This is a genomic window from Nocardioides sp. Root240, assembly GCF_001428825.1.
Taxonomy (GTDB): domain Bacteria; phylum Actinomycetota; class Actinomycetes; order Propionibacteriales; family Nocardioidaceae; genus Nocardioides.
In genome coordinates this window covers 67,944-92,024 of the sequence record NZ_LMIT01000002.1, presented here as the reverse complement: position 1 = coordinate 92,024, position 24,081 = coordinate 67,944, and the positions used below count along the sequence as shown (strand labels likewise).

At 71.8% G+C, this 24,081-nt stretch carries 21 protein-coding genes; 6 read left to right on the top strand and 15 right to left on the bottom strand.

Annotation, left to right across the window (positions count from 1 at the left end; genetic code table 11):
* Positions 1-6 precede the first annotated feature (6 nt).
* Together ASE20_RS03525 and ASE20_RS25425 are read right to left on the bottom strand one after the other, a co-directional pair.
* Entirely contained in the window at positions 7-2,034 is a 2,028-nt protein-coding gene (locus ASE20_RS03525) for a M3 family metallopeptidase (protein ID WP_056893167.1), read from the bottom strand.
* The gene (locus ASE20_RS25425) at positions 2,031-3,389 is read right to left on the bottom strand and encodes a hypothetical protein (RefSeq protein WP_157538637.1); all 1,359 of its coding nucleotides are present in this window, start codon (positions 3,387-3,389) and stop codon (positions 2,031-2,033) included. The genes ASE20_RS03525 and ASE20_RS25425 overlap by 4 nt, the downstream gene beginning before the upstream one ends.
* A 168-nt stretch (positions 3,390-3,557) precedes the next feature.
* On the opposite strand from ASE20_RS25425, the gene ASE20_RS03515 reads away from it, so the two are divergent.
* The gene (locus tag ASE20_RS03515; RefSeq protein ID WP_056893165.1) at positions 3,558-4,223 is read left to right on the top strand and encodes a thymidine kinase; all 666 of its coding nucleotides are present in this window, start codon (positions 3,558-3,560) and stop codon (positions 4,221-4,223) included.
* Here the strand turns inward: ASE20_RS03515 and ASE20_RS03510 are convergent, their stop codons facing one another.
* From ASE20_RS03510 to ASE20_RS03485, 6 genes are all read right to left on the bottom strand, one after another.
* The gene (locus tag ASE20_RS03510) at positions 4,224-5,297 is read right to left on the bottom strand and encodes a hypothetical protein (RefSeq protein WP_056893164.1); all 1,074 of its coding nucleotides are present in this window, start codon (positions 5,295-5,297) and stop codon (positions 4,224-4,226) included.
* A complete protein-coding gene (locus ASE20_RS03505) occupies positions 5,294-5,827 on the bottom strand; it encodes a SigE family RNA polymerase sigma factor (RefSeq protein WP_056893163.1) in 534 nt (177 codons plus the stop codon). The genes ASE20_RS03510 and ASE20_RS03505 overlap by 4 nt, the downstream gene beginning before the upstream one ends.
* An 84-nt stretch (positions 5,828-5,911) precedes the next feature.
* Positions 5,912-7,048, bottom strand: coding sequence for an alkaline phosphatase family protein (locus ASE20_RS03500; protein ID WP_056893162.1), 1,137 nt, complete (start codon positions 7,046-7,048; stop codon positions 5,912-5,914).
* Positions 7,041-7,610, bottom strand: a complete 570-nt coding sequence (locus tag ASE20_RS03495; protein WP_056893161.1) for a DUF5998 family protein — start codon at positions 7,608-7,610, stop codon at positions 7,041-7,043. The genes ASE20_RS03500 and ASE20_RS03495 overlap by 8 nt, the downstream gene beginning before the upstream one ends.
* Before the next feature lie 30 nt (positions 7,611-7,640).
* On the bottom strand, positions 7,641-10,361 hold the full coding sequence (locus tag ASE20_RS03490) for a bifunctional GNAT family N-acetyltransferase/acetate--CoA ligase family protein (protein WP_157538636.1): 2,721 nt from the start codon (positions 10,359-10,361) through the stop codon (positions 7,641-7,643).
* 10 nt (positions 10,362-10,371) lie between these two features.
* On the bottom strand, positions 10,372-10,959 hold the full coding sequence (locus ASE20_RS03485) for a dihydrofolate reductase family protein (RefSeq protein WP_056893160.1): 588 nt from the start codon (positions 10,957-10,959) through the stop codon (positions 10,372-10,374).
* A 60-nt stretch (positions 10,960-11,019) separates the two neighbouring features.
* Here ASE20_RS03485 and ASE20_RS03480 point away from each other — a divergent pair, with 60 nt between their 5' ends.
* From ASE20_RS03480 to ASE20_RS03465, 4 genes are read left to right on the top strand one after another with little or no spacing between them, the layout of a single operon-like run.
* Positions 11,020-13,545: a DNA topoisomerase (ATP-hydrolyzing) subunit A gene (locus ASE20_RS03480; protein ID WP_056893159.1), complete on the top strand. Its 2,526-nt coding sequence runs from the start codon at positions 11,020-11,022 to the stop codon at positions 13,543-13,545.
* A gap of 4 nt (positions 13,546-13,549) precedes the next feature.
* Positions 13,550-14,269: an LppX_LprAFG lipoprotein gene (locus ASE20_RS03475; protein WP_056893158.1), complete on the top strand. Its 720-nt coding sequence runs from the start codon at positions 13,550-13,552 to the stop codon at positions 14,267-14,269.
* Positions 14,266-16,029, top strand: a complete 1,764-nt coding sequence (locus ASE20_RS03470; RefSeq protein ID WP_082612118.1) for an MFS transporter — start codon at positions 14,266-14,268, stop codon at positions 16,027-16,029. The genes ASE20_RS03475 and ASE20_RS03470 overlap by 4 nt, the downstream gene beginning before the upstream one ends.
* Before the next feature lie 10 nt (positions 16,030-16,039).
* The gene (locus tag ASE20_RS03465; RefSeq protein ID WP_056893822.1) at positions 16,040-16,534 is read left to right on the top strand and encodes a beta-class carbonic anhydrase; all 495 of its coding nucleotides are present in this window, start codon (positions 16,040-16,042) and stop codon (positions 16,532-16,534) included.
* 6 nt (positions 16,535-16,540) lie between these two features.
* On the opposite strand, the gene ASE20_RS03460 is transcribed toward ASE20_RS03465, so the two are convergent.
* Positions 16,541-16,921 (bottom strand): hypothetical protein, encoded by a 381-nt coding sequence (locus tag ASE20_RS03460; protein WP_056893157.1) that lies wholly within the window; start codon positions 16,919-16,921, stop codon positions 16,541-16,543.
* A 10-nt stretch (positions 16,922-16,931) separates the two neighbouring features.
* A complete protein-coding gene (locus ASE20_RS03455) occupies positions 16,932-18,929 on the bottom strand; it encodes a DNA gyrase/topoisomerase IV subunit B (RefSeq protein ID WP_157538635.1) in 1,998 nt (665 codons plus the stop codon).
* 430 nt (positions 18,930-19,359) lie between these two features.
* Between ASE20_RS03455 and ASE20_RS03450 the strand changes: the two genes are divergently transcribed.
* Positions 19,360-19,581 (top strand): hypothetical protein, encoded by a 222-nt coding sequence (locus tag ASE20_RS03450; RefSeq protein WP_056893155.1) that lies wholly within the window; start codon positions 19,360-19,362, stop codon positions 19,579-19,581.
* Between the two features lie 85 nt (positions 19,582-19,666).
* On the opposite strand, the gene ASE20_RS03445 is transcribed toward ASE20_RS03450, so the two are convergent.
* From ASE20_RS03445 to ASE20_RS03425, 5 genes are all read right to left on the bottom strand, one after another.
* Complete coding sequence (locus ASE20_RS03445; protein ID WP_056893154.1) at positions 19,667-21,082, bottom strand: hypothetical protein; 1,416 nt, start codon at positions 21,080-21,082, stop codon at positions 19,667-19,669.
* Between the two features lie 114 nt (positions 21,083-21,196).
* Positions 21,197-22,702: an RNA polymerase sigma factor gene (locus ASE20_RS03440; RefSeq protein ID WP_056893153.1), complete on the bottom strand. Its 1,506-nt coding sequence runs from the start codon at positions 22,700-22,702 to the stop codon at positions 21,197-21,199.
* Positions 22,703-22,886: 184 nt separating this feature from the next.
* Complete coding sequence (locus ASE20_RS03435) at positions 22,887-23,453, bottom strand: HhH-GPD-type base excision DNA repair protein (protein ID WP_056893821.1); 567 nt, start codon at positions 23,451-23,453, stop codon at positions 22,887-22,889.
* 63 nt (positions 23,454-23,516) lie between these two features.
* Complete coding sequence (locus ASE20_RS03430; protein ID WP_157538634.1) at positions 23,517-23,828, bottom strand: hypothetical protein; 312 nt, start codon at positions 23,826-23,828, stop codon at positions 23,517-23,519.
* A 5-nt stretch (positions 23,829-23,833) separates the two neighbouring features.
* Positions 23,834-24,046, bottom strand: coding sequence for a hypothetical protein (locus ASE20_RS03425; protein WP_056893151.1), 213 nt, complete (start codon positions 24,044-24,046; stop codon positions 23,834-23,836).
* Positions 24,047-24,081: the final 35 nt, after the last annotated feature.

The following is a 24,081-nucleotide window of genomic DNA, read 5'->3' as shown; positions in this document are numbered from 1 at the left end:
AGGGGCTCAGGCGAGCCCGCGGCGCTCGAGCAGCGGCTCGATCGGCGCCGGGCGCCCCCGCCACTCGAGGTACGACGCCAGCGGGTCGCGCGTACCGCCGATGCCGATCACGTGCTGGAGGTACTGCTCGCCGTTCTCGCGGGTGAGTCCGCCGTTCTCGCGGAACCACGCGACGGTGTCGGCGTCGAGGACCTCGCTCCAGATGTAGGAGTAGTAGGCCGAGGCGTAGCCGGAGCTGAAGCTGTGGGCGAAGTACGGCGTGGAGTAGCGCGGCGGAACGGCCGGGTTGTCGAGGCCCACCGCCGCGAGGGCGGCGCTCTCGAAGGCGGGCACGTCCGCCACGTCGGAGGGGACCTCCTCGGGGGCGAGCTCGTGCCAGGCCAGGTCCACGAGGGCGGCGGCGAGGTACTCGCTCGTCGCGAAGCCCTCGTTGAAGGTCTCCGCCGCACGCAGCCGCTCGACGACCTCGGCCGGGATCGGCTCCCCGGTCTCGTGGTGGCGCGCGTAGTTGGCCAGCACCTCGGGCCACAGGATCCACATCTCGTTGACCTGCGAGGGGTACTCCACGAAGTCACGGAACACGGCCGTCCCCGCGAACTTCGGGTACGTCGCCCGCGCCAGCAGGCCGTGCAGGGCGTGGCCGAACTCGTGGAACAGCGTGCGGGTCTCGTCCCAGGTCAGGAGCGTCGCCTCACCCGCCGCCGGCTTGGGGACGTTGAGGTTGTTGACCACGACCGCCGACTCGTCGCCGAGCAGTGTGGACTGCGTGACGAAGCTGCTCATCCACGCCCCGCCGCGCTTGGAGTCGCGGGTGTAGAGGTCGAGCAGGTACAGCCCGATCGACGCACCGTCGCGGCTGACCTCGAAGACACGCACGTCGGGGTGGTAGCCGTCGAGGTCGGTGCGCTCGACGAAGGTGAGTCCGTAGAGCCGCTCGGCCGCGAAGAAGACGCCGTCGCGGAGCACCCGCTCCGCCTCGAACCACGGGCGCAGCGCGGCCAGGTCGACGTCGTACGCCGACGCGCGGACCTGCTCGGCGTAGTAGGGCCAGTCCCACGGCGCGACCTCGAACCCGGCCTGGGCGGACAGCGCCTCCTGCTCGCGGCGGGCGTTGCGGGCCGCGGGGACGGCGAGGCGCTCCAGCAGCGAGCGGACCGCGGCCGGCGTACCGGCGGTGTTGTCGGCGGTCACGACCGCGGCGTGGTTGTCGAAGCCGAGCAGCCGGGCGCGCTCGGCGCGCAGCCGCAGGATGGCCAGCGCCAGGGCGCGGGTGTCGTGGTCGCCGCCGCGGCTGCCACGCGAGCGCTGGGCGACGGAGAGCCGCTCCCGAACGGCGCGGTCGGTGAGCGAGGCCAGGTGGGGGTGGGCGGTCGGGAGCACCAGCGTGAGGAGGTACGTGCCGTCGAGGCCGCGCGCGGAGGCCGCGGCGGCGGCCGCCGACACCTCGCCCGGCGTCAGGCCGGCGAGCTCGGCCGGGTCCTCGACCACGACCGCGAGGTCGTTGCTGTCGGCCTGCAGCGCGAGCTCGAAGGCTGTCTCCTTGCTGGAGATCTCCTCGTTCAACGCCCGCAGCCGGGCCTTCTCCTCCTCACCCAGGGCCGCGCCGGCGAGGCGCAGCTCGGTGACATACCGCTCGACGAGGTACGCCGCCTCCGGCTCCAGCGACGCTCGCTGCTCGTCGACCGCCTGGATCCGCAGCCACAGCGCCGGGTCGAGGAGGATCGCGTCGGAGTGGGCGGCGAGCCGGGGCGCGAACTCCGCGCGGACGGCGTCGATCGTGGGGTTCGCGTCGGCACCGGCCTTGTTGCCGAACACCCGCAGCACGCGGGTCAGCGCCGTGCCGCTGCGCTCGAGCGGCACCAGGGTGTTGTCGAAGGTCGGCGGCGCGGGGTCGGCGGTGATCGCGGCGATCGCGGCCAGCTGCTCGGCCATCGCGGCCTCGAGCGCAGGCGCGTAGTCGTCGTCGCCGATGTCGGCGAAGCGCGGCAGCTGGTGGGGCAGGTCGCTGGTCCCGAGCAGGGCTTCCGTGGTCACTCGGGCACTGTAGCGACGGGCTCCTGAGGTTTCGTGGCGTCACCGGCGGGCTCGGGAGCCGGGTCCGTGGCGGGCTCCGAGGTCGGGGCCGGGGCCGGGTCGACCGACCGCTCCGCCGGCCCCGGGTCCGGGATCGGGTCGGAGGTCGGCGCGGGCGTCGGCTCCGGCTGCGGTGTGGGCTCGGGCTCGGTCGACGGGTCCGGGGTCGGGTCGGGCGTCGGCTCGGGCGTCGGCTCGGGAGTGGGGTCCGGGGTCGGGTCCGGCGTCGGCTCAGGAGTGGGGTCCGGGGTCGGCGTCGGGTCCGGGGTCGGCGTCGGGTCCGGGGTCGGGTCCGGGGTCGGGTCCGGGGTCGGGTCCGGCGTCGGCGTGTAGGGCCCGTCGAGGTCGGGCAGGGTGCCGCTGGGCGCCGGCAGGTGTCCGCCGTTGCGGCGGATCGAGGCCCGCACCCGTCCGAGAGCGACGGCGAGGTCGTCGTCGCAGTCGCAGAGTACGAACGGGTCGCCGATCGGGCCGATCACGAGCGGCGAGCTCGCCGGGACGCTGGCGATCTCCTCGGCGTACCGCGCGACGAGGGCCAGCACGGTGTCGGCGAAGCCCTCCGAGGTGTTGTACGACGCGAGCGCCTTGCGCAGCGCGGCCGGGTCCGACAGGTCGGCGCCGTCGGCGCACAGCAGCACGCTGGTGCCGAGTGCCGCGTCGTCGAGGTCCTGCGGGTTGCGGGCGCCGTCGCCGTCGGCGTCGACCGCGACCGAGGACCAGGTGGTGGGCAGCAGGCCGAGCGGTCCGACCGGCGCGTCCCAGCGGGCGTTGCGGTCGAGCTTGCCGCCGTCGGTGTCGCTGACCTTGTTGCGGCCGTCACGGCCGTCCTGGGGCATGCCGACCAGGGCCGGCTCCACGACGCCGTCGGCGGTGGTCTCGTGGGTGTCGTCCGCACCGCGTCCGTGGTCGGACTCGATCCGGCCGAGGGCGGCGAGCACCATCCAGTCGAGGTGGCAGTCGGCGGCGGCGCCGTCGATGATCGCGGCGGCGCGCTGGTAGGCGACCACGGCAGTCGCCGGTGCGTCGACGATCGCGCCGTCGTAGTGGGCCGCGGCACCGACCGGTGCGCGCAGCGCCGACGTATCGACGACGACGGCGTTCGGAGCGGCCGCGGGCGCAGCCAGCTCGGCGTCCGGCACGGCAACGGGCGCGTCGGCCGTCGGCGCCGGCTGGGCGCTCGTGTCCTTGGTGGCCTCGGGGGCGTCCTGCCCTCCGACGCCGCCCAGTGCCAGCGCGATGGCTGACACGGCGACAACGCCAACTCCCCCGAGAGTGCGCCACAGGACGCGGGTGGCCTCGTTGGTGGTGACCCCCATACCACCGGCCCTTCTGTGAGAAAACGGACAAGGGCAAGTCTTTGCCCGAACCCCACCCTTCCGCAGCCGAATGGCCAGATCCACGGACTCCGGCAGAGTTGTCGAGCCGTTCCCCACGCTCACACGGTGCGTTCACCATCGGATCCGTGGGATGAGAGGATGCCGCCCGTGGCCGAGCTGACCTTCCGAACCGGGACCATGGACGCCGGCAAGTCGACGCTCGCCCTGCAGACCAACCACAACCACGCCGCCCGCGGCCGGGTCGGCCGGCTGTTCACCTCGCACGACCGCGCGGGCGTCGCCATCGTGTCGTCCCGGCTGGGCCTGACCGCGCTCGCCGAGGAGGTCGAGCCGGACTTCGACTTCTGGCGCTACACCGTCGATGCGCTCACCCAGGGCGCGCGGATCGACTACTTCATCTGCGACGAGGCGCAGTTCTACACCCCGGCGCAGGTCGACCAGCTGGCGAAGGTGGTCGACGAGCTGCAGATCGACGTCTTCTGCTTCGGCATCCTCACCGACTTCCGCACCCGCCTCTTCCCCGGCGCGGCCCGGCTCGTGGAGCTGGCCGACCGCACCGAGGTGCTGCAGGTCGAGGCGCTGTGCTGGTGCGGCAAGCGGGCCACCCACAACGCCCGCACCGAGAACGGCGTGATGGTGACCGAGGGCGAGGTGATCGTGGTCGGCGACGTCGACAACGAGCCGGTCTCGGCTCCCGACGACGACGTCGAGGTGGCCTACGAGGTGCTCTGCCGCCAGCACCACCGGCGCGGGCTGACCGCGGCGCGAGCGCGCGCGGTCAGCCTCTCCCCCGAGCCGCTGCCCTTCGCCTGATCAGTCCTCGACCGGCTCGCCCACCGGGAGTGCGAAGCTGCCCTCGGTCAGCTCGTCGAACGTGCCGACGTCAGCCACCACCTCCCGGCATCTGCCGCTCGACACCGTGCACGCCAGCAGCTCGGCCATGGAGCCGTCGCGACTGGCGATGACCGCCAGGGTGTCGTTGCCCAGCCACTCGAAGCCGGCCGCGAACGAGCGCCCGTCGACGTCGATTCGCTCCTCGTCCCCCGTGGCCACGTTGTGCACGCGGAGCTCGTCAGCGTCGAAGCTGACCCGCCGCCCGTCGGGCGAGAGCACCGCGGTGGTGCCGGCAGGATCACCGATCTCCACGGCGCCGTCGCCGGCTCGCTCGACGACGTAGGCCTCACCGGTGGACCAGACCATCACGTCGTCCTCGACCGCCATCAGCTCGCCGCCCGGCGCGGGCGGACCGACCTTCCAGACGTCGTTGCCGTCGACGTCGAGCACGTCCCAGCCACGGTTGTGCACGTACAGCGAACGCTGGTCGACGGCGACGACATCCGCGTCGTCCGAGGGCTGGTCGATCGCGCGGGACAGCACACGCCGGCCGGCCGCCTGGTCGTAGGCGACCCACCGCGCGCCGGCGCCGTCGGGCTCCCGCCAACCGACCACCGACGTCTCGACGTCGGCGGCGAGGCGCGCCGTCCGGGGGTCGACCCGGCCGATCGAGGTGACCGTCCCACGGGCGACCGACCACACCTCGCCGGCGTCGTCCGCCACGACGAAGCCGGTACCGGTCCGGACGAACGAGTGGACCACGTGCCCGACCTCGATCGAGCTCCCGGACGTCAGGATCCGGGTGCCGACGGCCCAGGTCACCTCGTTCGCCGGCGCGCCGGTGTACGGAGCCCGGTCGGCGGCCTCGTCCGACCCGCCGGCGGCCAGGGCGATCCCGCCGACGACGACCGCCAGTGCGGCCACGCCGCCGACGAGGCCGATCCGACGGCGTCGTACAACGCGGTCACCGGAGTCCATGACCGCGGCGAGGTCGACGGCGTCGAAGTCGAGGTCGGCCGCGGTGTCCATCAGGTTCTTCAGCTTCTCGGTCATGCCGGCACTCCTTCCGAGGCGAGCAGGTCGTCGATGTCGAGGTCGTCCCCCATCAGGTCGCGGAGCCGGTTGAGCGCGGCCGAGGCCTGGCTCTTCACGGTGCCGACGGCGCAGCCGAGCACCTCGGCGGCCTGCCGCTCGGTGAGGTCCTCGTAGTAGCGCAGCACGATCACCGCGCGCTGCCGGGGCGGCAGCTGGGCGAGCGCGTCGAGCAGGGTACGGCGGGCGACCAGCGCGTCGGCGTGGCCGGCCTCGGCCCGTTCCGGCAAGGTCTCCGCGACCTTCTCGGCGTTCCAGCTCCGCTTGCGGAACCAGGTGATCGCGGTCGTCGTGATCGCCTTGCGGGTGTAGGACTCGGCGGCCTGCGGGTTCCGCAGCCGCGGCCAGGCGACGTAGGTCTTGGTCAACGCCTCCTGGACGAGGTCCTGGGCGAGGCCGACGTCACCCACCATGAGGTACGCCGCGCGGTGCAGCGCACCCGAGCGGGCGGCCACGAACTCCGCGAACGCGGCCCGGTCACGAGCGGGCATGGTGCCTCCGGTCCTCGGGGGCTCCACCGGCCCCGGTCATCCACCCAGACGACGCGACCACGGCAAAAGGTTCGGTCGTCCCGGTCAGTCCAGCAGGACCGGGATCAGCATCTCGTCGGGCGTCAGCGAGCCGTGCATGCCGATCAGCTTGGCCTCGTAGGGAAAGCCGTCGGTCGACAGCACCGCGAAGTCGCCACGGCAGGCCACGACGACGTCGCCGATCCGCGGCAGCACCGACGGGTCGACGGGGCCGAACCAGCCGCGGCCGATCGCCTCGGCGCGGGTCAGCACCTCGGCACGCTCGCCGATGACCTCGCGCCAGGTGGCGACGACGTCGGGAACGGCACCCCCGGTGCAGTAGAGGTGGCGGAAGCGGGCCTCGCCGCCGACGATCGCGACGCCGTCGCGCAGGTCGTCATGGGCGGAGACGTCGAGCCGCGACCCGTCCGGCACGTCGACCATGCCGTGGTCGGCCACGACGACGAGGCGGCGGTCGGCCGGAAGCGCCTCGCGCAGCTGCTCGGCCTCGTGGTCGATCATCGCGAGCTGCTGCAGCCACTGGCTGGAGGCGACGCCCCACCGGTGGCCGGTCCAGTCCAGGTCGCCGTCGTAGACGTAGGTCAGGGCCGGCTGGCGGGGATCGGGCCGGGACGCCGCGATGACCGCCGCGATCCGCTCGCCGACGCGGTCGACGCCGACGTAGTCGGCTCCGCGGTGCGCGGCGACGGTCAACCCGCTGCCGTTGAACTCACGCTTGTTGACGACCGTGACCCGCACGCCGGCGTTCTGCAGCGACGAGAACGCCGTGGTGTGCGGCTGCCACTGGGTGGGCTCGACGTCCTGGTCCCAGACCAGCGCGTTGAGCAGGTCGCTGGTGCCGGGGACGCGGGTCGTGAAGCCGACCAGGCCGTGGGCGCCCGGCGTGAGGCCGGTGCCGAGCGAGGTCAGCGACGTCGACGTCGTCGACGGCACGCCGGCCGTGGCCGGGGAGGAGCCCGCCAGCAACGAGGCCAGGTACGGCGCCGCGTGCGCGTGCCGCTCGAGGAGCCGGGCGCCGAGGCCGTCGATCAGGAACACGACGTACGACGCCGCGTCGGGCAGCGTCAGCCCCGAGGGGGCCGGGCCGAGCGGGCTGCCGAGCGCGTGGGCCGCGGCCGGGACCAGGTCGCCGAGCGAGCGGACGCCGTAGGCCGGCTCGCAGAACCCGTTGACCTCAGCCACGGGTCAGGGCCGAGAGCGATGCCGCGAAGGAGAGCAGTCCGGCCACGGCGTCCGTGCCGTCGGCGGCGGCCGAGACGCGCAGCGAGAAGTCGTCGGAGGTCATCGTGCCGGTGTAGCCGTGGTCCGCCTCGCACTGCGGGTCGTCGCAGGCGGCGGGCTCGAGGTCGAGGCGGCTGACCGCGCCCCAGCCGATGGTGAGCACGGCCTCGGCGGGCGGGCGTGGCCCGGCGGTCGGGTTGGTGGTCATCCGGGTGACCACGACGTTGGCGACCGCACTGAGGCTGACCGCCTCGGTCGAGGTCGACGTGTACGGCTCGGGCAGCAGGTCGTCGCCGGCGTGCTCGTCGGTGTGGGCGAGGATCAGCCGGGTCGGGGTCAGCACGATCACGGTCTGGTGGCGGCGTACCTCGTCGCGCTCGAAGGTCGGCTCGTGGTGGACGTAGAAGGACACCACGGACTCGCCCCCGCACGCGCCGTTCACCGCATCGGCGACCACCTCGGGGTAGTAGCCGGTGCGGTCGATCGCAGCGTTCAGCTCGGGGTGCCGGTCACGGTCCGTCATGAGCGGCATCCTCGCACGGGCGTCCTGTCGTCAGTCCGGGACGGTGGTGATCAGGTCGGGCATGCGTCGCACCAGCGAGTCCGGGCGCGGATCCTTGATGGCCGCCACCCGCGCCGACGCGGTGAGCACCTCGGCGCCCTCGACGCCCGCGAGCACGAGCGACAGCTCCAGCGAGCTGACCTGCGGCAGGTCGTTCTGCAGCTCGGCGACCCGGGTGATCAGGTCCTCGATGGCGGCCACGTCGACCGCCTCCGCGCCGCGGTAGCCGAACAGCAACGGCGCACTCTTGACCTCGCGCACCATCGACGAGACCTCGTGCTCGCCCAGCGGCGGGATGCGGTAGGACCAGTCGCCCAGCAGCTCGATGACCGGGCCCGAGATGCCGAACGAGACGACCGGGCCGAACAGCGGGTCCTCGAACGTCCGCACCGCGATGGGTACGCCGGTCGGCGCGTTGCGCTGCACCACGAACCGCCCGGTCGCCGGGTCGACGAGACGGCTGAGGTCGCCCCAGGCGTCGTCCATCTCCTCGCGGCTGTTGATGTTGCGCCACACGTGCACCTGGTCGGGCCGCTCGCGCACCGCCGGCAGGGTCGACTTGAGCACGACGTTCCAGCCGAGCTGCTCCCCCGCTGCGACCGCGGCGTCGAGGTCCGTGACCGGCAGGGTCCGCCACAGCTCGATGCCGTACGCCGCCAGCAGCCGGGCCACCTGGTCCTGGTCGAGCTCGACCTCGCGGCCGGACGCGGCGATCCTCGGGTCGGCGAGGACGCCGTCGACGAGCCGCCGCGCGCCGCGGTCGTCGACCTCGCCCGCCTCGGCGGGCGGGCCGTCGGGGGCGTGCAGCCACACGGCGTACTCCACCACCCGCGCCAGGGCACGGACGGCCGCCTCCACCGCCGGGTACGACGGCACCGAGCCGCGTCCCGCGGACGAGCCCGCGACATCGGGCACGCGCAGCAGCTCGGGGATGCCCTCGGCCCCGAGGAAGGAGGAGACCAGCGGCTTGTCGGACTGCTCCCCCACGGCCGCCAGCACGTTGGCGACCTCCTCGCCGCTGACGTCGAGCGGCGGGATGTAGACGGCGATGACGGAGTCGACGTCGGGGTCGTCGATCGCGTCGTCGAGCGCGTCCTCGAAGTCCTCGGCGGTGGCGTCGGCGCCGAGGGCGACCGAGCGGTTGACGACGAGCCCGACCGCGGAGGCGGCGTCGGCGGCGAGCAGGCCGAGCGCGTCGGAGTTGCCGACGATCGCGACCCGCCGGCCCCGCGGGAGGGGCTGGTGGGCGAGCAGCTGGGCGACGTCGAACATGTCGTCGAGCGTGTCGACCTGGATGACGCCCGCCTGGCGGAACATCGCGTCGACCGCGGCCTGGGGAGCGCCGATCCGACGGACCGTGTGGCCCATCGGGACGCCCTGCGTCGTACGGCCGGAGCGGACCGCGACGATCGGCTTGCGGTGCGAGACCCGCCGCGCGATGCGCGAGAACTTGCGCGGGTTCCCGATCGACTCGAGGTACATCATGACGACCTCGGTGGCGTCGTCCTCCTCCCAGTACTGCAGGAGGTCGTTGCCGGACACGTCGGCACGGTTGCCCGCGCTGACGAACGTCGAGATGCCGAGGCCCCGGTTCTTGACCTTCTCGAGGATCGCGGAGCCGAGTGCGCCCGACTGGCAGAAGAAGCCGGCACGCCCGCGGTTGGGCATGACCGACGACAGCGAGGCGTTGACCTGCACGCTCGGGTCGGTGTTGATCACGCCGAGGCAGTTGGGGCCGATGAGGCGCAACCCGTAGGACCGGCACAGCCCGGCCAGGTGCCGCTGGCGCCGACGTCCCTCCTCGCCCGTCTCGGCGAAGCCCGAGGAGATGACGACCAGGCCGTGCACGCCCTTGTTGGCGCAGTCGAGCACCACGTCGGTGACCGCCTCGGCCGGCACGGCGACGATCGCGACGTCGACGTCGTCGGGGATGTCGTTGACGTTCTTGTACGCCGGCAGGCCCGACACCGCGGGCGCGCTCGGGTTCACGACGTAGACCCGCCCGGTGAAGTCGGCCATCACCAGGTTGCGCACGAGGACCTGGCCGATCGTGTCCTGGCGGCGGCTGGCACCGATGATCGCGACGGACCTGGGCCGGAAGAAGCGGTCGATCGACGCGGCCTCCGCGGCGTGCTCGCGGTCGCGCATCACCCCGATCGCCGTGTCGGTCGGGTCGATCGGGAACTCCAGGGTGATCACGCCGTCGTGGTAGCCGCTGGCGACGCGGTAGCCGGCGTCGCGGAAGGTCTGGATCATCCGGCTGTTGTCCGGCAGCACCTCCGCCGTGAACCGCTCGACGCCCTTCTCCCGGCCCGCCTGGGCGAGGTGCTCGAGCAGCAGCTGCGCGATCCCGCGCCCCTGGTGGTCGTCCTCCACCAGGAAGGCGACCTCGGCCTCGTTGTCGCCCACGACGTCGTACCGGCCGACGGCGATCATCTGCTCCTGCACGACGAGGATCAGCGCCACCCGGTCGACGTGGTCGACGTGCGTGAACCGGCGGACGTCGCGCTCGGAGAGCACCGGCATCGGCGAGAAGAAGCGGTAGTACTTCGACTCGTCGGACACCCGCGCGTAGAACTCGACGAGCAGCTCGTCGTCCTCGGGCCGGATGGGCCGGATGTGCGCCGTCCGGCCGTCACGCAGCAGGACGTCGCCCTCCCAGTGCGCAGGCGGAGCCTCGATCTCCTCGGTCAGGGGCACATCGCCGGTCACAAGGAGGAATCTACCGGCGAACCGGGTAGCTGAGGTGCAGCACCCGGTCCCCGCGGACCACGACCTCCGGGTCCTCGAGCAGGTGCTGCCCCTCGATCGCGCCGAAGTACCTCTTCCCCCGGCCGAACACCACCGGGACGACGTCCATCGCCACCACGTCCACGAGGCCCGCCGCGAGCGCCTGCCCGCCGACCTCCCCCGCGCAGATCGCCAGCACCCCGTCGCCGGCTCGCCGCTTGCCCTCCTCCACCGCGCTCGCGACGTCGGTGAAGAATGGAACGTCCGCCTCCGGGTGCCAACCCTCCGGCTTGGGCCGGTGGCTGACGACCAGGAGGTGCTCCCCCGCCGGCGGGCTCGCCTCCCACCCGTTGGTCTGGTCGAACAGCCGACGGCCCTGGATGATCGCGCGGATGCTGCGCCACATCGGCCGGACGTACGCCGCGGAGGCGGCGGTGACCGCGAACGGACCGTGGTCCTCCCCGTCGGTCAGGGACTGGTCGCCGTTGAAGTACCAGTCGAACAGCGGTCCGACCTCGTCGTTCTCGTCGGCGATGAAGCCGTCCACGGACACCACTGCGTGCATCATCACGGTCGCCATGCGGGGACAGACCGGACCTCCTCCCCGGATTCATCGGGGCCACCCGGAAGAATGACCCGCATGGCACGGCGTACCAAGTCAGATCCCCTTCCGGAGGACTTCGAGGAGCACATCCTCGACACCGACATCCGCGACGAGATGCAGTCGTCCTTCCTGGAGTACGCCTACTCGGTCATCTACTCCCGTGCGCTGCCCGACGCCCGCGACGGCCTCAAGCCCGTCCAGCGCCGGATCCTCTACACGATGAACGACATGCGGCTGATGCCCGACCGCGGCCACACCAAGTGCGCGCGCATCGTCGGTGAGGTCATGGGTCGGCTGCACCCCCACGGCGACGGCGCGATCTACGACGCCCTGGTCCGCACCGCGCAGTCGTGGTCCCTGCGGCTGCCGATGGTCGACGGCCACGGCAACTTCGGCTCGCCCGGTGGCGAGGACCCGCCGGCCGCGATGCGTTACACCGAGGCCCGGATGGCGCCGGCCGCGGTCGCGATGACGGAGTCGATCGAGGAGGAGACGGTCGACTTCAAGCCCAACTACGACAGCCGCGAGTACGAACCGACCGTCCTCCCGTCGGCGATCCCCAACCTGGTCGTCAACGGTACGACGGGCATCGCCGTCGGCATGGCGACCAACATGGCGCCCCACAACCTGGTCGAGGTCGTCCAGGCGCTCCGCCACCTCATCCAGCACCCGAAGACCGACGTCGACGGCCTGATGCGCTTCATCCCCGGCCCCGACCTGCCCACCGGCGGCAAGATCGTCGGCCTCGACGGCATCCGCGACGCCTACGAGACCGGCCGCGGCATCTTCAAGATGCGCGCCACGGCCCGCATCGACAACGTCGGCCGCCGCAAGGGCATCGTGGTGACCGAGCTGCCCTACGGCATCGGCACCGAGAAGGTCATGGAGCGGATCAAGACCCTGGTCCAGACCAAGAAGATCCAGGGCATCGCGGACATGAAGGACCTCACCGACCGCGAGAACGGCCTGCGCCTGGTCATCGAGATCAAGAACGGCTTCGTGCCCGAGGCCCTGCTCGAGCAGCTCTACAAGCTCACCCCGATGGAGGACTCCTTCGGCATCAACAACGTCGCCCTGGTCGACGGCCAGCCGCGCACGCTCGGCCTCAAGGAGATGCTGGAGGTCTTCCTCGAGCACCGCTTCGACGTCGTGCGCCGTCGTTCGCAGTTCCGCCGCAACAAGAAGGCCGCGCGCCTCCACCTCGTCGACGGCCTGCTGATCGCGCTGCTCGACATCGACGAGGTCATCCAGGTCATCCGGACGAGCGACAACTCCGCCGCCGCCAAGGAGCGCCTGCGCAGCGTCTTCGACCTCTCCGAGGAGCAGGCCGAGTACATCCTCGAGATGCAGCTGCGCCGCCTGACCCGCTTCTCCCGCCTCGAGCTGGAGAAGGAGCAGGAGGAGCTGCGCAAGGAGATCGAGGATCTCGACGCGATCCTCGCCGACGAGGGCCGGCTCCGGAAGGTCGTCTCCGACGAGCTCGCCGAGGTCGCGAAGACGTTCGGCACGCCGCGTCGTACCGTCCTGCTGGAGTCGGCCGGGTCCACCGCCGTCGCCGCGGCGGCCGCACCGCTCGAGGTCGCCGACGACCCGTGCTTCGCCCTGCTGTCGTCGTCGGGCCTGCTGGCCCGCACGACCAGCGCCGACGAACTCGGCACCGGCGGCGGCCGCGCCAACCACGACGTCGTCGTCTCCGCCGTCCGTACCTCGGCGCGCTCCGACATCGGCGTCCTCACCTCCGCCGGCCGGCTGCTGCGGCTCGGCGTGCTCGACCTGCCGGCGATCCCGCCGAGCGCCAACGAGCCCAACCTGCAGGGCGGCCTGCCGCTGAGCGAGGTCCTCGAGCTCGCGTCCGGCGAGCGCGCGCTGGGGCTGACCACCCTCACCGCCGACGGGCCGGGCCTCGCGCTCGGCACGAAGCAGGGCGTCGTCAAGCGGGTGAACCCCGAGGTGATCAGCAAGGACGAGTGGGAGGTCATCTCGCTCAAGGACGGCGACGAGGTCGTCGGTGCGGTCCAGCTGGTCACCGGCACGGAGGAGCTCTGCTTCGTCACCTCCGACGCCCAGCTGCTCCACTTCGGCGCCGACGGCGTGCGGCCCCAGGGCCGCTCGGGCGGCGGGATGGCCGGTGTCCGGGTCGCCGACGGCGAGCGGGTCGTCTGGTTCGGCGTGCTCGACCTCAACGCACCGGGCGGCGTCGTCCTGGTGACGGCGTCCGGCTCCTCGACCGCGCTGCCGGGCACCGAGCCGGGCTCGGTCAAGGTGACCGACTTCTGGGAGTACCCCGCCAAGGGCCGCGCCACCGGCGGCGTGCGCTGCCACCGCTTCCTCAAGGGCGAGGACACGCTCGTGTTCGCCTGGGCCGGCCCCGCCCCCGCCCGCGGTACGGCGGCCAGCGGCGCCCCGGTCGACCTGCCCGACGCGGGCGGACGACGGGACGGCTCCGGCGTCCCCGGCAGCCAGCCGCTCGCCGCGGCCGCCGGTCCGCTGACGGCCACCCTGACCGTGGCATCCGGCGGGGGCACCGCGCCCGACTCCCCTCCCACCGATGTGTCAGGGTGACCTCATGACGACCTCGACCCGTGTCGCCGCCGGCCTGCTCACCGGCCTGTTCGCCGTGAGTGGACTCACCGCCTGCTCCGGCGACGACGACGGCGGCAGCGACGCCGCGTCCTGGACCGACGCCGGGGCGAAGGCCAAGGAGCTCCTCGACGGCACCAGTGGCATCGAGGTGTCGATCTCGACCGCCGACGACCCGGGCGTCGACTACCTCTCCGCCGCCAGCGGCACGATCGTCGCCGACCCGCCCGCCTTCGAGGGCTCGGTCAGCGGCTCGGTGTCGGGGCTGCCGGTCACCGGCGTCCCGGTCATCTCGGTCGGCGGCACGCTGTGGATCAACCACGCGCTGCTCGGCGGCTGGAGCGACCGCTTCCAGCCCGAGGACCTGTGCGCGCCCGACCCGGCGACGCTGCTCTCCCCCGACTCCGGTGTCTCCAACGTGCTCACCTCGAGCGACGACGTGAAGGCCGGAAAGTCCGAGCGCGGCGGCAAGGACAACAAGGAGGTCTTCCACACCTACTCCGGCACCGCCACCGGCGACGCGATCCGCGAGATCCTGCCGTGTGCCGAGGGTGACGCGTTCGACGCGACGTACCGGATCGACGACGAGGGCTACCTCCGGACCGCCCGCCTGACCGGTGTGTTCTTCCCGGACGCCGACGAGGTGACCTACACGATCGACGTCACGAAGTACGACGTCACCAAGGACATCTCCGCACCCGAATGACCGGAATCACCGGTCCCGACGCGCGCCCCGCGGCCCGCGACCGGGTGCTGCTCGCCTTCTGCGCGGTCGCGGTCGCCTTCGCGGCGGTCGACACCTACGTCGTCGTCCTCGCCCTGCCCGACATGATGGCCGGGGTCGGGATCCCGGTCGACGAGCTCCAGCGGGCGGCCCCGATCGTCTCCGGCTTCCTGCTCGGGTACGTCGCGATGCTGCCCCTCATCGGCCGCATCGCCGACCTGCGCGGGCAGGTCCCCGTGCTGGCGATGTCGCTGGTGCTGTTCTCGATCGGCTCGCTGGTCACCGCGACCTGCTACGACCTGCCCAGCATGGTCGTCGGCCGGTTCCTGCAGGGCGTCGGCGGTGGCGGCCTGGTCCCGGCGACGATGTCGCTGGTCGCCGCGCTCTACCCCGTCGAGCGCCGCGGCCTCCCGCTCGGCCTGGTCTCGGCGGTGCAGGAGTTCGGCAGCGTCCTCGGCCCGCTGTTCGGCGCGATGGTGCTCTCCTTCACCAGCTGGCGCGGGATCTTCGCGATCAACCTCGCCGGCGGTGCGGCCCTCCTGGTGGCCGTGGGCCTGCTCGTCCGCCACCGGTCCCCCGGGGCCGAGGAGGTCGCGCCGCGAGCGTCACGGGACCGCCGCACCCTCCTCGCGCGGGTGATCGCCGTGGTCCTCCTCACCGCCACCGTGGTGACCGGCCTGGTCACCTTCCTCCAGCCGAGCGACCTCCAGCGCGACCTCACCTGGGGCCAGCTCTTCATCCCGTACGTCGACGGCGGGAGCCGCTGGATCACCCCCATCGGCGTCGCGACCATCGGTTGCGCGCTCGCCCTGGCGCTGTGGTGCTGGTTCCTCCCCCGCGCGCTGGTCGACCTGCGTGGCTGGCTCGGTCACCTCGTCGCGGCCGACCTGCTCGGCGCGGCCCTGCTCGCCACCGTGCTCGGCGGCGTCGTGCTCGCCTTCGCGACCGCCGACCCGGAGGTGGCGGTGTTCTCGCGGCAGGGCCCGTGGTTCCTCGCCGGCTCCGCCCTCGCGCTGGTCCTGCTCCTGCTCCACCTGCGCCGTGCCGCCGACCCGATCGTGCCCCGGGGCGCGCTCGCGGCGACGCCGGCGTGGGGCTCGCTGCTGGTGAGCTTCCTCGTCGGCTGGGCCCTGATCGCGGCCCTCGTCGACATCCCGCTGTTCGCGCGGACCACCACCGAGCGCGACTCGCAGCTCGGCGCCGCCCTCGTCCTGCTCCGCTTCCTCGCCGCCCTGCCGATCGGCGCGGTGCTCGGTGGCTGGCTCCTGCAGCGGGTTCCTGCCGGCGTACTCACCGCCGTCGGCATGGGCTCCGCCTCGCTGTCCTTCCTGCTGATGGTGCAGTGGGATCAGCACAGCCTCGACGGCTTCGCCAGCAACCTCCCGCTGGTGCTCGGCGGCTTCGGCTTCGGGCTCGCGCTCGCCCCGGTCAACGCCGCGATCCTGGCCTCCACCGACGACGACACGCACGGCCTCGCCAGCGCCCTGGTCGTCGTCGCCCGCATGGTCGGCATGCTCGTCGGCATCTCCGCCCTCACCACGATCGGGCTGCGCCGGCTCTACGCCGCCCAGGCCTCCCACCCGGACCTCGACCTGCGCGAGCTGGGCATCGTCCAGGAGCACGCCGTGTTCGTCGGCGCCTCCGTCGCGGCCCTCGCCGCCGGCGTCCTCGCGCTCGTCGTCTTCGCCCGGGCGGGCACCCGAGGTGTGGACACCGCGAAGGTGCTCCGCGCCGCCGGATAATCTTGTGGGCATGGGCGATTTCGATGACCTGCTGAAGGCGAACCAGGACTACGCGGAGACGTTCGACCAGGGTGGATTCGACGGCAAGGCCCACGCGGGCGTCGCCATCGTCACCTGCATGGACTCCCGCATCGACCCCCTGCGGATGCTCGGCCTCGACTACGGCGACGCCAAGATCTTCCGCAACCCGGGTGGCCGCGTGACCGAGGCGGCGCTCGAGGCGCTGGTGCTCGGCGCCCACCTGCTCAACGTCGACCGGATCCTGGTGATCCCGCACACCCGCTGCGCGATGGCCGCGAACTCCGAGGCCGACATCCACGAGAAGATCGGCGCCGCGGTCGGCCACGACGTCAGCTGGCACGCCTTCCACGTCATCCCGGACCAGAAGGTCGCCCTCGCCGAGGACGTCCGCAAGGTCCGCTCGCACCCGCTCATCCCCGACAGCGTCAAGGTCGGCGGCTTCATCTACGACGTCGACTCGGGCCTGCTGACCCAGGAGGTCTGAGGGCGGTCAGCCCTCGCCGTCGAGGCGGGCCCGCAGCACCCGGTCCACCAACGCGCCCGGAAGCTCGTCGAGCCGGCGCCCCAGCGTCGGCAGGTCGCCGATCGACGTGATCACGTCGAGCAGCTTCGCGGTGTCCGCCACGGGGTCCGCCAGCGCGACGTCGACCAGCAGCGGGCAGTCCACCGCTCCCCCGTCGGGCTCCGGCGCCACCTCCGGCACCCAGCAGCCGACCTCGAGGAGCAGCTGCGCGCCCCGACCCACGCCCTCGGCCCGCGGGTCGACGTACCAGAACAGGTCGCCGACCGCGATCCGCAGGTGCCCGCGCCGGGCCTTCGCGCCCCGTGCCTTGAGCAGCTTGACGACGGCTGCCCGGCTCTCGCTCACCACGAGGACAGCATCACGCGTCAAGTGCTTCCATGTCGATCTCGTACGCCCCCTGCACGATGAACTCCTTGCGCGGCGCCACGTCGCTGCCCATCAGCAGCTCGAACACCTCGGCCGACAGGTTCGCGTCGTCGACCGTCAGCCGGCGCAGGGTACGACGACGGGGGTCCATGGTCGTCTCGGCCAGCTGGTCGGCGTCCATCTCACCGAGGCCCTTGTAACGCTGGACCGGGTCCTTCCAGCGGACGTTCTTCTTCTTGAGCTCGGCGAGCTTGCGCTGCAGCTCGTCGTCGGAGTACGTGTAGACGTACTTGTCCTGGCCTTTCTTCGGGCTCGAGATCTCGATCCGGTGCAGGGGCGGGACGGCGGAGTAGACGCGGCCGGCCATGATCAGGTCGGGCATGTACTTGAAGAACAGGGTCGCCAGCAGGGTGCGGATGTGGGCGCCGTCGGAGTCGGCGTCGGCCATGAAGATGATCCGGCCGTAGCGGCGGGCCTCGAGGTCGAAGGTGCGGCCGGAGCCGGCGCCGACGACCTGGATGATCGAGGCGCACTCGGTGTTCTTCAGCATGTCGCCGACCGACGCCTTCTGGACGTTCAGGATCTTGCCGCGGATGGGCAGGAGCGCCTGGAACTCGGCGTTGCGGGCGAGCTTGGCGGTGCCGAGCGCGGAGTCACCCTCGACGATGAACAGCTCGGTGCGCTCGTTGTCGGAGGCGCGACAGTCGGCGAGCTTGGCCGGCAGCGAGGACGACTCGAGCGCGTTCTTCCGGCGCTGGGTCTCCTTGTGCTGGCGGGCAGCGATCCGGGTCTTGGACGCGGCGACGACCTTCTCCATCAGGAGCTTGGCCTGCGCCTTCTCGGCCCGCTTCGTGGAGGTCAGGAACTCCTTGAGCTCGGCCGCCACCACCTTGCGGACGACGCTGCGCGCGGCCGGCGTACCGAGGATCTCCTTGGTCTGGCCCTCGAACTGGGGCTCGGCCAGCCGGACCGTGACCACGGCCGTCATCCCCTCGAGGATGTCGTCCTTGACCACGTCGTCGTCGTTGACCTTGAGCGCCTTGGTCGCCCGCATGGCGTCGTTGAAGGTCTTGGTCAGCGCCGTCTCGAAGCCGGAGACGTGGGTGCCGCCCTTGGGTGTCGCGATCACGTTGACGAACGAGCGCAGCTCGGAGTCGTAGCCGGTGCCCCAGCGGACGGCGACGTCGACGGTGAGCTCGCGCTCGACGTCCTGCGGGGTCATGTGGCCCTTGTCGTCGAGCAGCGGCACGGTCTCGGTGAAGGTGTCGCTGCCCTGGAGGCGCAGCACCTCGGTGACCGGCTCGCCGGTGGCGAGGTAGTCGCAGAACTCACCGATGCCGCCGTCGTGGCGGAACCTCTCCTCGACCCACTCGACCGGGTCCGCCGCGCGCTGGTCGCGGATGACCAGCTCGAGGCCGGGGACGATGAAGGAGGTCTGGCGCGCGCGTCCGATCAGGCCGTCGAGGACGAAGGTGGCGTCCTTGGTGAAGATCTGGCGGTCCGGCCAGAACCGGATCCGGGTCCCGGACCTCCCCTTGGCCACGCGGCCGCCCTTGCGGGACAGGCCGGATGCGGGGGTGAACGGGGCCGAGGGACCCTCGCCGTCGAAGACGCCCGGCACGCCGCGCTGGAAGCTGATGCCCTGGGTCGCCGGCGAGCGGTCGACGTCGATGTCCATCCGGCTCGAGAGCGCGTTGACGACCGACAGGCCGACGCCGTGGAGGCCGCCGGTGGCGACGTAGGAGCCGCCGCCGAACTTGCCGCCGGCGTGCAGCTTGGTGGCCACGACCTCGACACCGGACAGGCCGGTCTTCGGCTCCTTGTCGGTCGGGATGCCGCGGCCGTCGTCGTAGACCTCGACGGAGCCGTCGGGGTGCAGCGTGACGTCGACCGTACGAGCGAAGCCGCCCAGCGCCTCGTCGACGCCGTTGTCGATGATCTCCCAGAGGCAGTGCATCAGCCCCCGGGTGTCGGTGGAGCCGATGTACATCCCGGGACGCTTCCGCACGGCGTCGAGGCCCTCGAGGACCAGGAGGTGGGCTGCGTTGTAGGTGTTGTCGGCGATGACCGGGCTCCTTCATGCGATACGTGGAACGAGCGCGCCACACGCGCGGCGCACGGTCCGAATCTACCGGCGACACGCCGGAGACCGGTGCAGGCACACGGCGGAGGGCGGGTGGACGATGAGCGACATCGGCAAGGGCGCCGTCCGGACCAGGCAACGATGACCGATCGGTTGGTCACAAGCTTGTTTCGGGTATTGGAAAATCGAGAATCCAACCATCGACAGGTGATCAGATGTCCGCATAGGGAACGTGGAATGGGCCACATACGATCGGGAATCTTTGGACCGGTCGCTACGTTGATCCCCACGTCACCCCGATGAGGGTGTTGTAGCCAGGCGAAAGAGAGGCCCCGAGATGACGACTGCTGTTGCTCCCAGCGCTCAGCTCACCGCTGAGGACCGTTGCGACCGTTGTGGCGCCCAGGCCTACCTCCGTGTCGAGCTGACCACGGGCGGAGAGCTTCTCTTCTGCGCGCACCACGCGCGCGAGCACGGTGACCGCCTTCGCGAGATCGCGGCGAACGTGCACGACGAGACCCACAAGCTGACGGACAAGCCGGCCCCCGCGGCCGACTGACGTCGTAGCGCAGGATCGTGGCCCCGAGGCGACTCGGGGCCACGGCGCTTTTTGGGACACCTCACCAGGTCGGGAACCACCCACCTCAGCGCAACGCAGCGACGACCACCGTCGCGTCGGTGACGCGCACGTCGTCCGTCTCCTCGCTCCCCGCCCGCACCGCGTCGTCGACGCGAGCGACCCACGGCCGGTCGCCGCCGGCGCAGGCGAGTGCTCCGCTGAGTCCGGGGGCCAGCGGAGCACCCACGACCGGGTACGTCGCCTCGAGGTCGCCCGCGCGGACGGCGAGCGCTGCGGGCACGCCATCGACGGCGAACGGCCGCCACACCCAGGACCGCGCACCGCAGCCGCTGCCGGGCGCGAGCGCGATGCCGCCGCGGCTGTCATCGTTCTCCTGCTCGACCTCCGTCTGTGCCAGCACCTGTTCGTCTCCGCCGAGCCGGGCGGTCGTCAGTACCTCAGTGGTCGGGGCCGTCACCGGCCCCTCGGCTCCCGCGACCTGCTTGCTGTCCGCCAGGCCCAGCCACGCCACCTCGACCGCCCCGCCGACCACCCGCGTCTGCAGCTGCGTCGCTCCGTCCTTGGCCCAGACCTCGGCGAAGGGCTCGTCGCGGCTCGCGCGCTGCCGGACCTCGTACGCCGTCGTCCAGTAGAACTGCGTGTCGAAGGTCGACTGCCAGTTCGGCGAGACCGTGCCGATCACGATCGCCTCCCCGCCGCCGGGGAGCGCCACGATCTGAGAGCCTTCCGTCGAGACGCCCTCGGCATCGACCGCCTCCGGCGCCGTCCAGACACCACCCGGCGGGAGGTAGTGGGTCGTGACGGCACCACCGCCCCCTCGCTCGGTGCTGGTGGCGATCGCGTGGACACCGCCGTGCTCGTCGAGCGCGATGCGGGTCTCCGCGTACCAGTCGAGATCGCTGGTGGTCCAGCTGCCGGCGGCCGACCCGAGCGCCAGGATCGGCGCGCCCTCGTCGGACAGCCCGAGAACGGCGACGTCGCCGGCCGCATTCACCTGGACGTCGTTGACGTAGCTGATGCCACGCAGGACCTGGGCGTCGCTCCAGGCACCGTCCGTGCCACGCACCCGGGCAACGGTCCGCACCGGGGCCTCCATCGCGTCGTCGCCCGCGGTCAGCTCGGTCCACACCGCGACGCCCGCCCCCGCATCGTTGAACGCGGCGCGCGGCGGCGAGGTCGTCGTGCCCGGCGTCGAGATCTCCTCAGGGGCCGACCACGCATCGCCATCGAGCGTCGCCGCCAGGACCGGACCCCGGGGACCGTCATCCGTCGTCCGCGCCGCCAGCAGCAGCAGCCCGTCGCCGGCACGGAACAGCTGAGGCTCGGCGGCATGCTCGATCCGCAACGAGCCCTCGCCGTCGACCGTGGCGGCGGAGGTGGACGGCACCGGGCCCCGGGCGTCGTCCTCCCGCTCGAGCGAGCAGCCGGCGACGGTCAGGGACAGCAGGAGGGCGGACGCACACCCGAGACAACGGCGCATGCCGAGGAGCCTACGACCGGCTGGGCGTCCGGCGCTGGTTCCGGAAAAGCAACGCGCGGCGCCCTCCGAGGAGAGCGCCGCGCGCCTTGCACGGGACCGAGAGGTCGTCGTGGATCAGTCGAGGTAGTCGCGCAGGACCTGCGAGCGCGACGGGTGCCGCAGCTTCGACATCGTCTTCGACTCGATCTGGCGGATCCGCTCGCGGGTCACGCCGTAGACCTTGCCGATCTCGTCGAGGGTCTTCGGCTGGCCGTCGGTGAGACCGAAGCGCATGCTCACCACGCCCGCCTCACGCTCGGAGAGCGTGTCGAGGACGGCGTGCAGCTGCTCCTGGAGCAGCGTGAAGCTCACCGCATCGGCCGGCACGATCGCCTCGGAGTCCTCGATGAGGTCACCGAACTCCGAGTCGCCGTCCTCGCCGAGCGGGGTGTGCAGCGAGATCGGCTCACGACCGTACTTCTGGACCTCGACGACCTTCTCCGGAGTCATGTCGAGCTCCTTGGCGAGCTCCTCCGGGGTGGGCTCGCGCCCGAGGTCCTGCAGCATCTGACGCTGCACGCGGGCCAGCTTGTTGATGACCTCGACCATGTGCACCGGGATGCGGATGGTGCGGGCCTGGTCGGCCATGGCGCGGGTGATGGCCTGACGGATCCACCAGGTGGCGTACGTCGAGAACTTGTAGCCCTTGGTGTAGTCGAACTTCTCCACCGCGCGGATCAGACCGAGGTTGCCCTCCTGGATCAGGTCCAGGAACAGCATGCCGCGGCCGGTGTAGCGCTTGGCGAGGGAGACGACGAGACGCAGGTTGGCCTCGAGGAGGTGGTTCTTGGCGCGACGGCCGTCCTCGGCGATCCACTCGAGCTCCTCCTGGAGCTTCGGGGAGAGCTTGCCGCCCCGCGCGAGCTTCTCGTCGGAGAAGAGGCCGGCCTCGATGCGCTTGGCGAGGGAGACCTCCATCTCGGCGTTGAGCAGCGGGACCTTGCCGATCTGCTTGAGGTAGTCCTTGACCGGGTCGGCGGTCGCACCGGCGACCATGACCTGCTGGGCCGGCTCGTCGGTGTCGTCGGCGGCCGAGACCACGAACGAGGACGTGGCCGTGGCCTCCTCCTCGTCCTCCTTGATGGAGGGGTCGGCGGCGACGTCCTTCTCGAACTGGTCGTCGGGGATGTCGGGCAGGATCTTCTTGCCGTCGGGCCCGACGGCCGCGACGGCGACGTCGCCCAGGTCGACGACCTCGGCCTCGTCGGCCTTCTTCTCCGCAGCGGCGGTCTTCTTGGCGGGTGCGGCAGCCTTCTTGGCTGCCGGTGCGGCCGCTGCCTTCTTCGCAGGAGCAGCCGCCTTCTTGGCGGTGCTGGCCGTCGCGGTGGCACCGCCCTTGCGGGCAGCAGCAGCGACGGCGCGCTGGTCAGCGGGTGCACCCAGCTCCACGGAGATCCCGAGTCCGGAGAGATGGGCCATGAGCGACTTCAGGTGGGCCGGGGCGACGTCGGCTGCGCCGAACGCCTGACGGACGTCCTCCGCAGTCACGCTTCCCGCTGGCGCGCCACGCTCGATCAGCGCAACGATGGACGGGTGGGTGAGCACGGCGGGCGGGACCGAACGGTTCGAGGACACGAACACCTCTCGATACTGGCGGGTCTAGGGCGCGGCGAGGCCCGGAGGCGTCAAGACCGCTTCGGTCATCATGCCACGGTGCCGAAAGGGGCTTCGCATCCGGGCCTCCTCCGACGTGTCGTGGTCGGGTCGCGTCGCGTTCGCGCGGCGTTCACGCGGACGCTGGACGCAGGTCCGGCGACGGACACCGTCAGGCCTTGGCCTTCGCCTCGGCCTTCTTGGCCTGCTTGTACTCGCGCACCTTCAGCAGCGAGTCCGCGTCCGTGACGTCGGCGACCGAGCGGTACCCGTCGAGCGCGTAGTCACCCGCCGCCTTCTCCCAGCCGGCCGGCCGTACGCCGAGCTGCTTGGCCACGAGCGCCGTGAAGATCTGGGCCTTCTGCTTCCCGAACCCCGGCAGCGCCTGGATCCGCTTGAGCAGGTCCGCCCCGCTCGCGGCCTCGGTCCAGATCCGGGACGCGTCGCCGTCGTACTCGTCGACCACGGCCTGCGCGAGCTCCTGCATCCGCGCGGCCATCGCGCCGCCGTACCGGTGGATGGCGGGCGGGGTGCGGCACAGCTCCGAGAACTTCTCCGGGTCGGCGCCCGCGATCGCCGCCGGCTGCAGGGTCCCGAACCGCTCCAGCACCTTAGCCGGTCCCGCGAACGCGCGCTCCATGGGAAACTGCTGGTCGAGCATCATGCCGGCCAGCAGCGCGAACGGGTCGTCCGTCAGCACCTTGTCGGCGGCGGGGTCCTGGGCGATCTGGATGGCCATGTCGTCCATCTTGCCCGAGGCTCGATCACCAGGGCTCGTAGGTCACCGTGAAGCGGTCGCCGCTCACGCCGTCCAGTCGAGGAACACACCGCCGGCAGTCACCGCGACGAACCACCACACCCACGACACGACACCCAGCACCACGACCCGCTTCGGGTACGGCGTCCACCACACGAAGCACATCACGAGCATCGCGACCCAGGTGAGCATCAGCAGCACGACGGCCCACGCCGGAGCGAGGAGCCCGGAGGCGGCGTACAGGAAGAAGGACGAGACCACGAGCACCAGGCCGATGAACGGCAACGGGGAGATCTTCCGTCCGGTGGCAGGGTCGATCGCCACCGGACGGATCCGGCGGCGACGGGAGAACGGCACGGGGCCTACTCGCGGTCGGAGTCGGGCCCGGCCGCGGCGTCGTCGTTCCAGTCCGGGTCGTTGTCCCACGCGGCCGTGCGCTCGGCGGCATGCTCGATCGCGCGCGCGGCCTCGGCCTCGGTGTCGTAGGGGCCGAGGCGGTCCTTGTTGGGGCAGCCCTCGGCGCCCTCGACCGCGTGGTGCTTCAGGCAGAACCAGTACTCGCCGTCATTCGCCATGGTCGGCAACCTACTCCAGTAACAGCAGCGCCGCG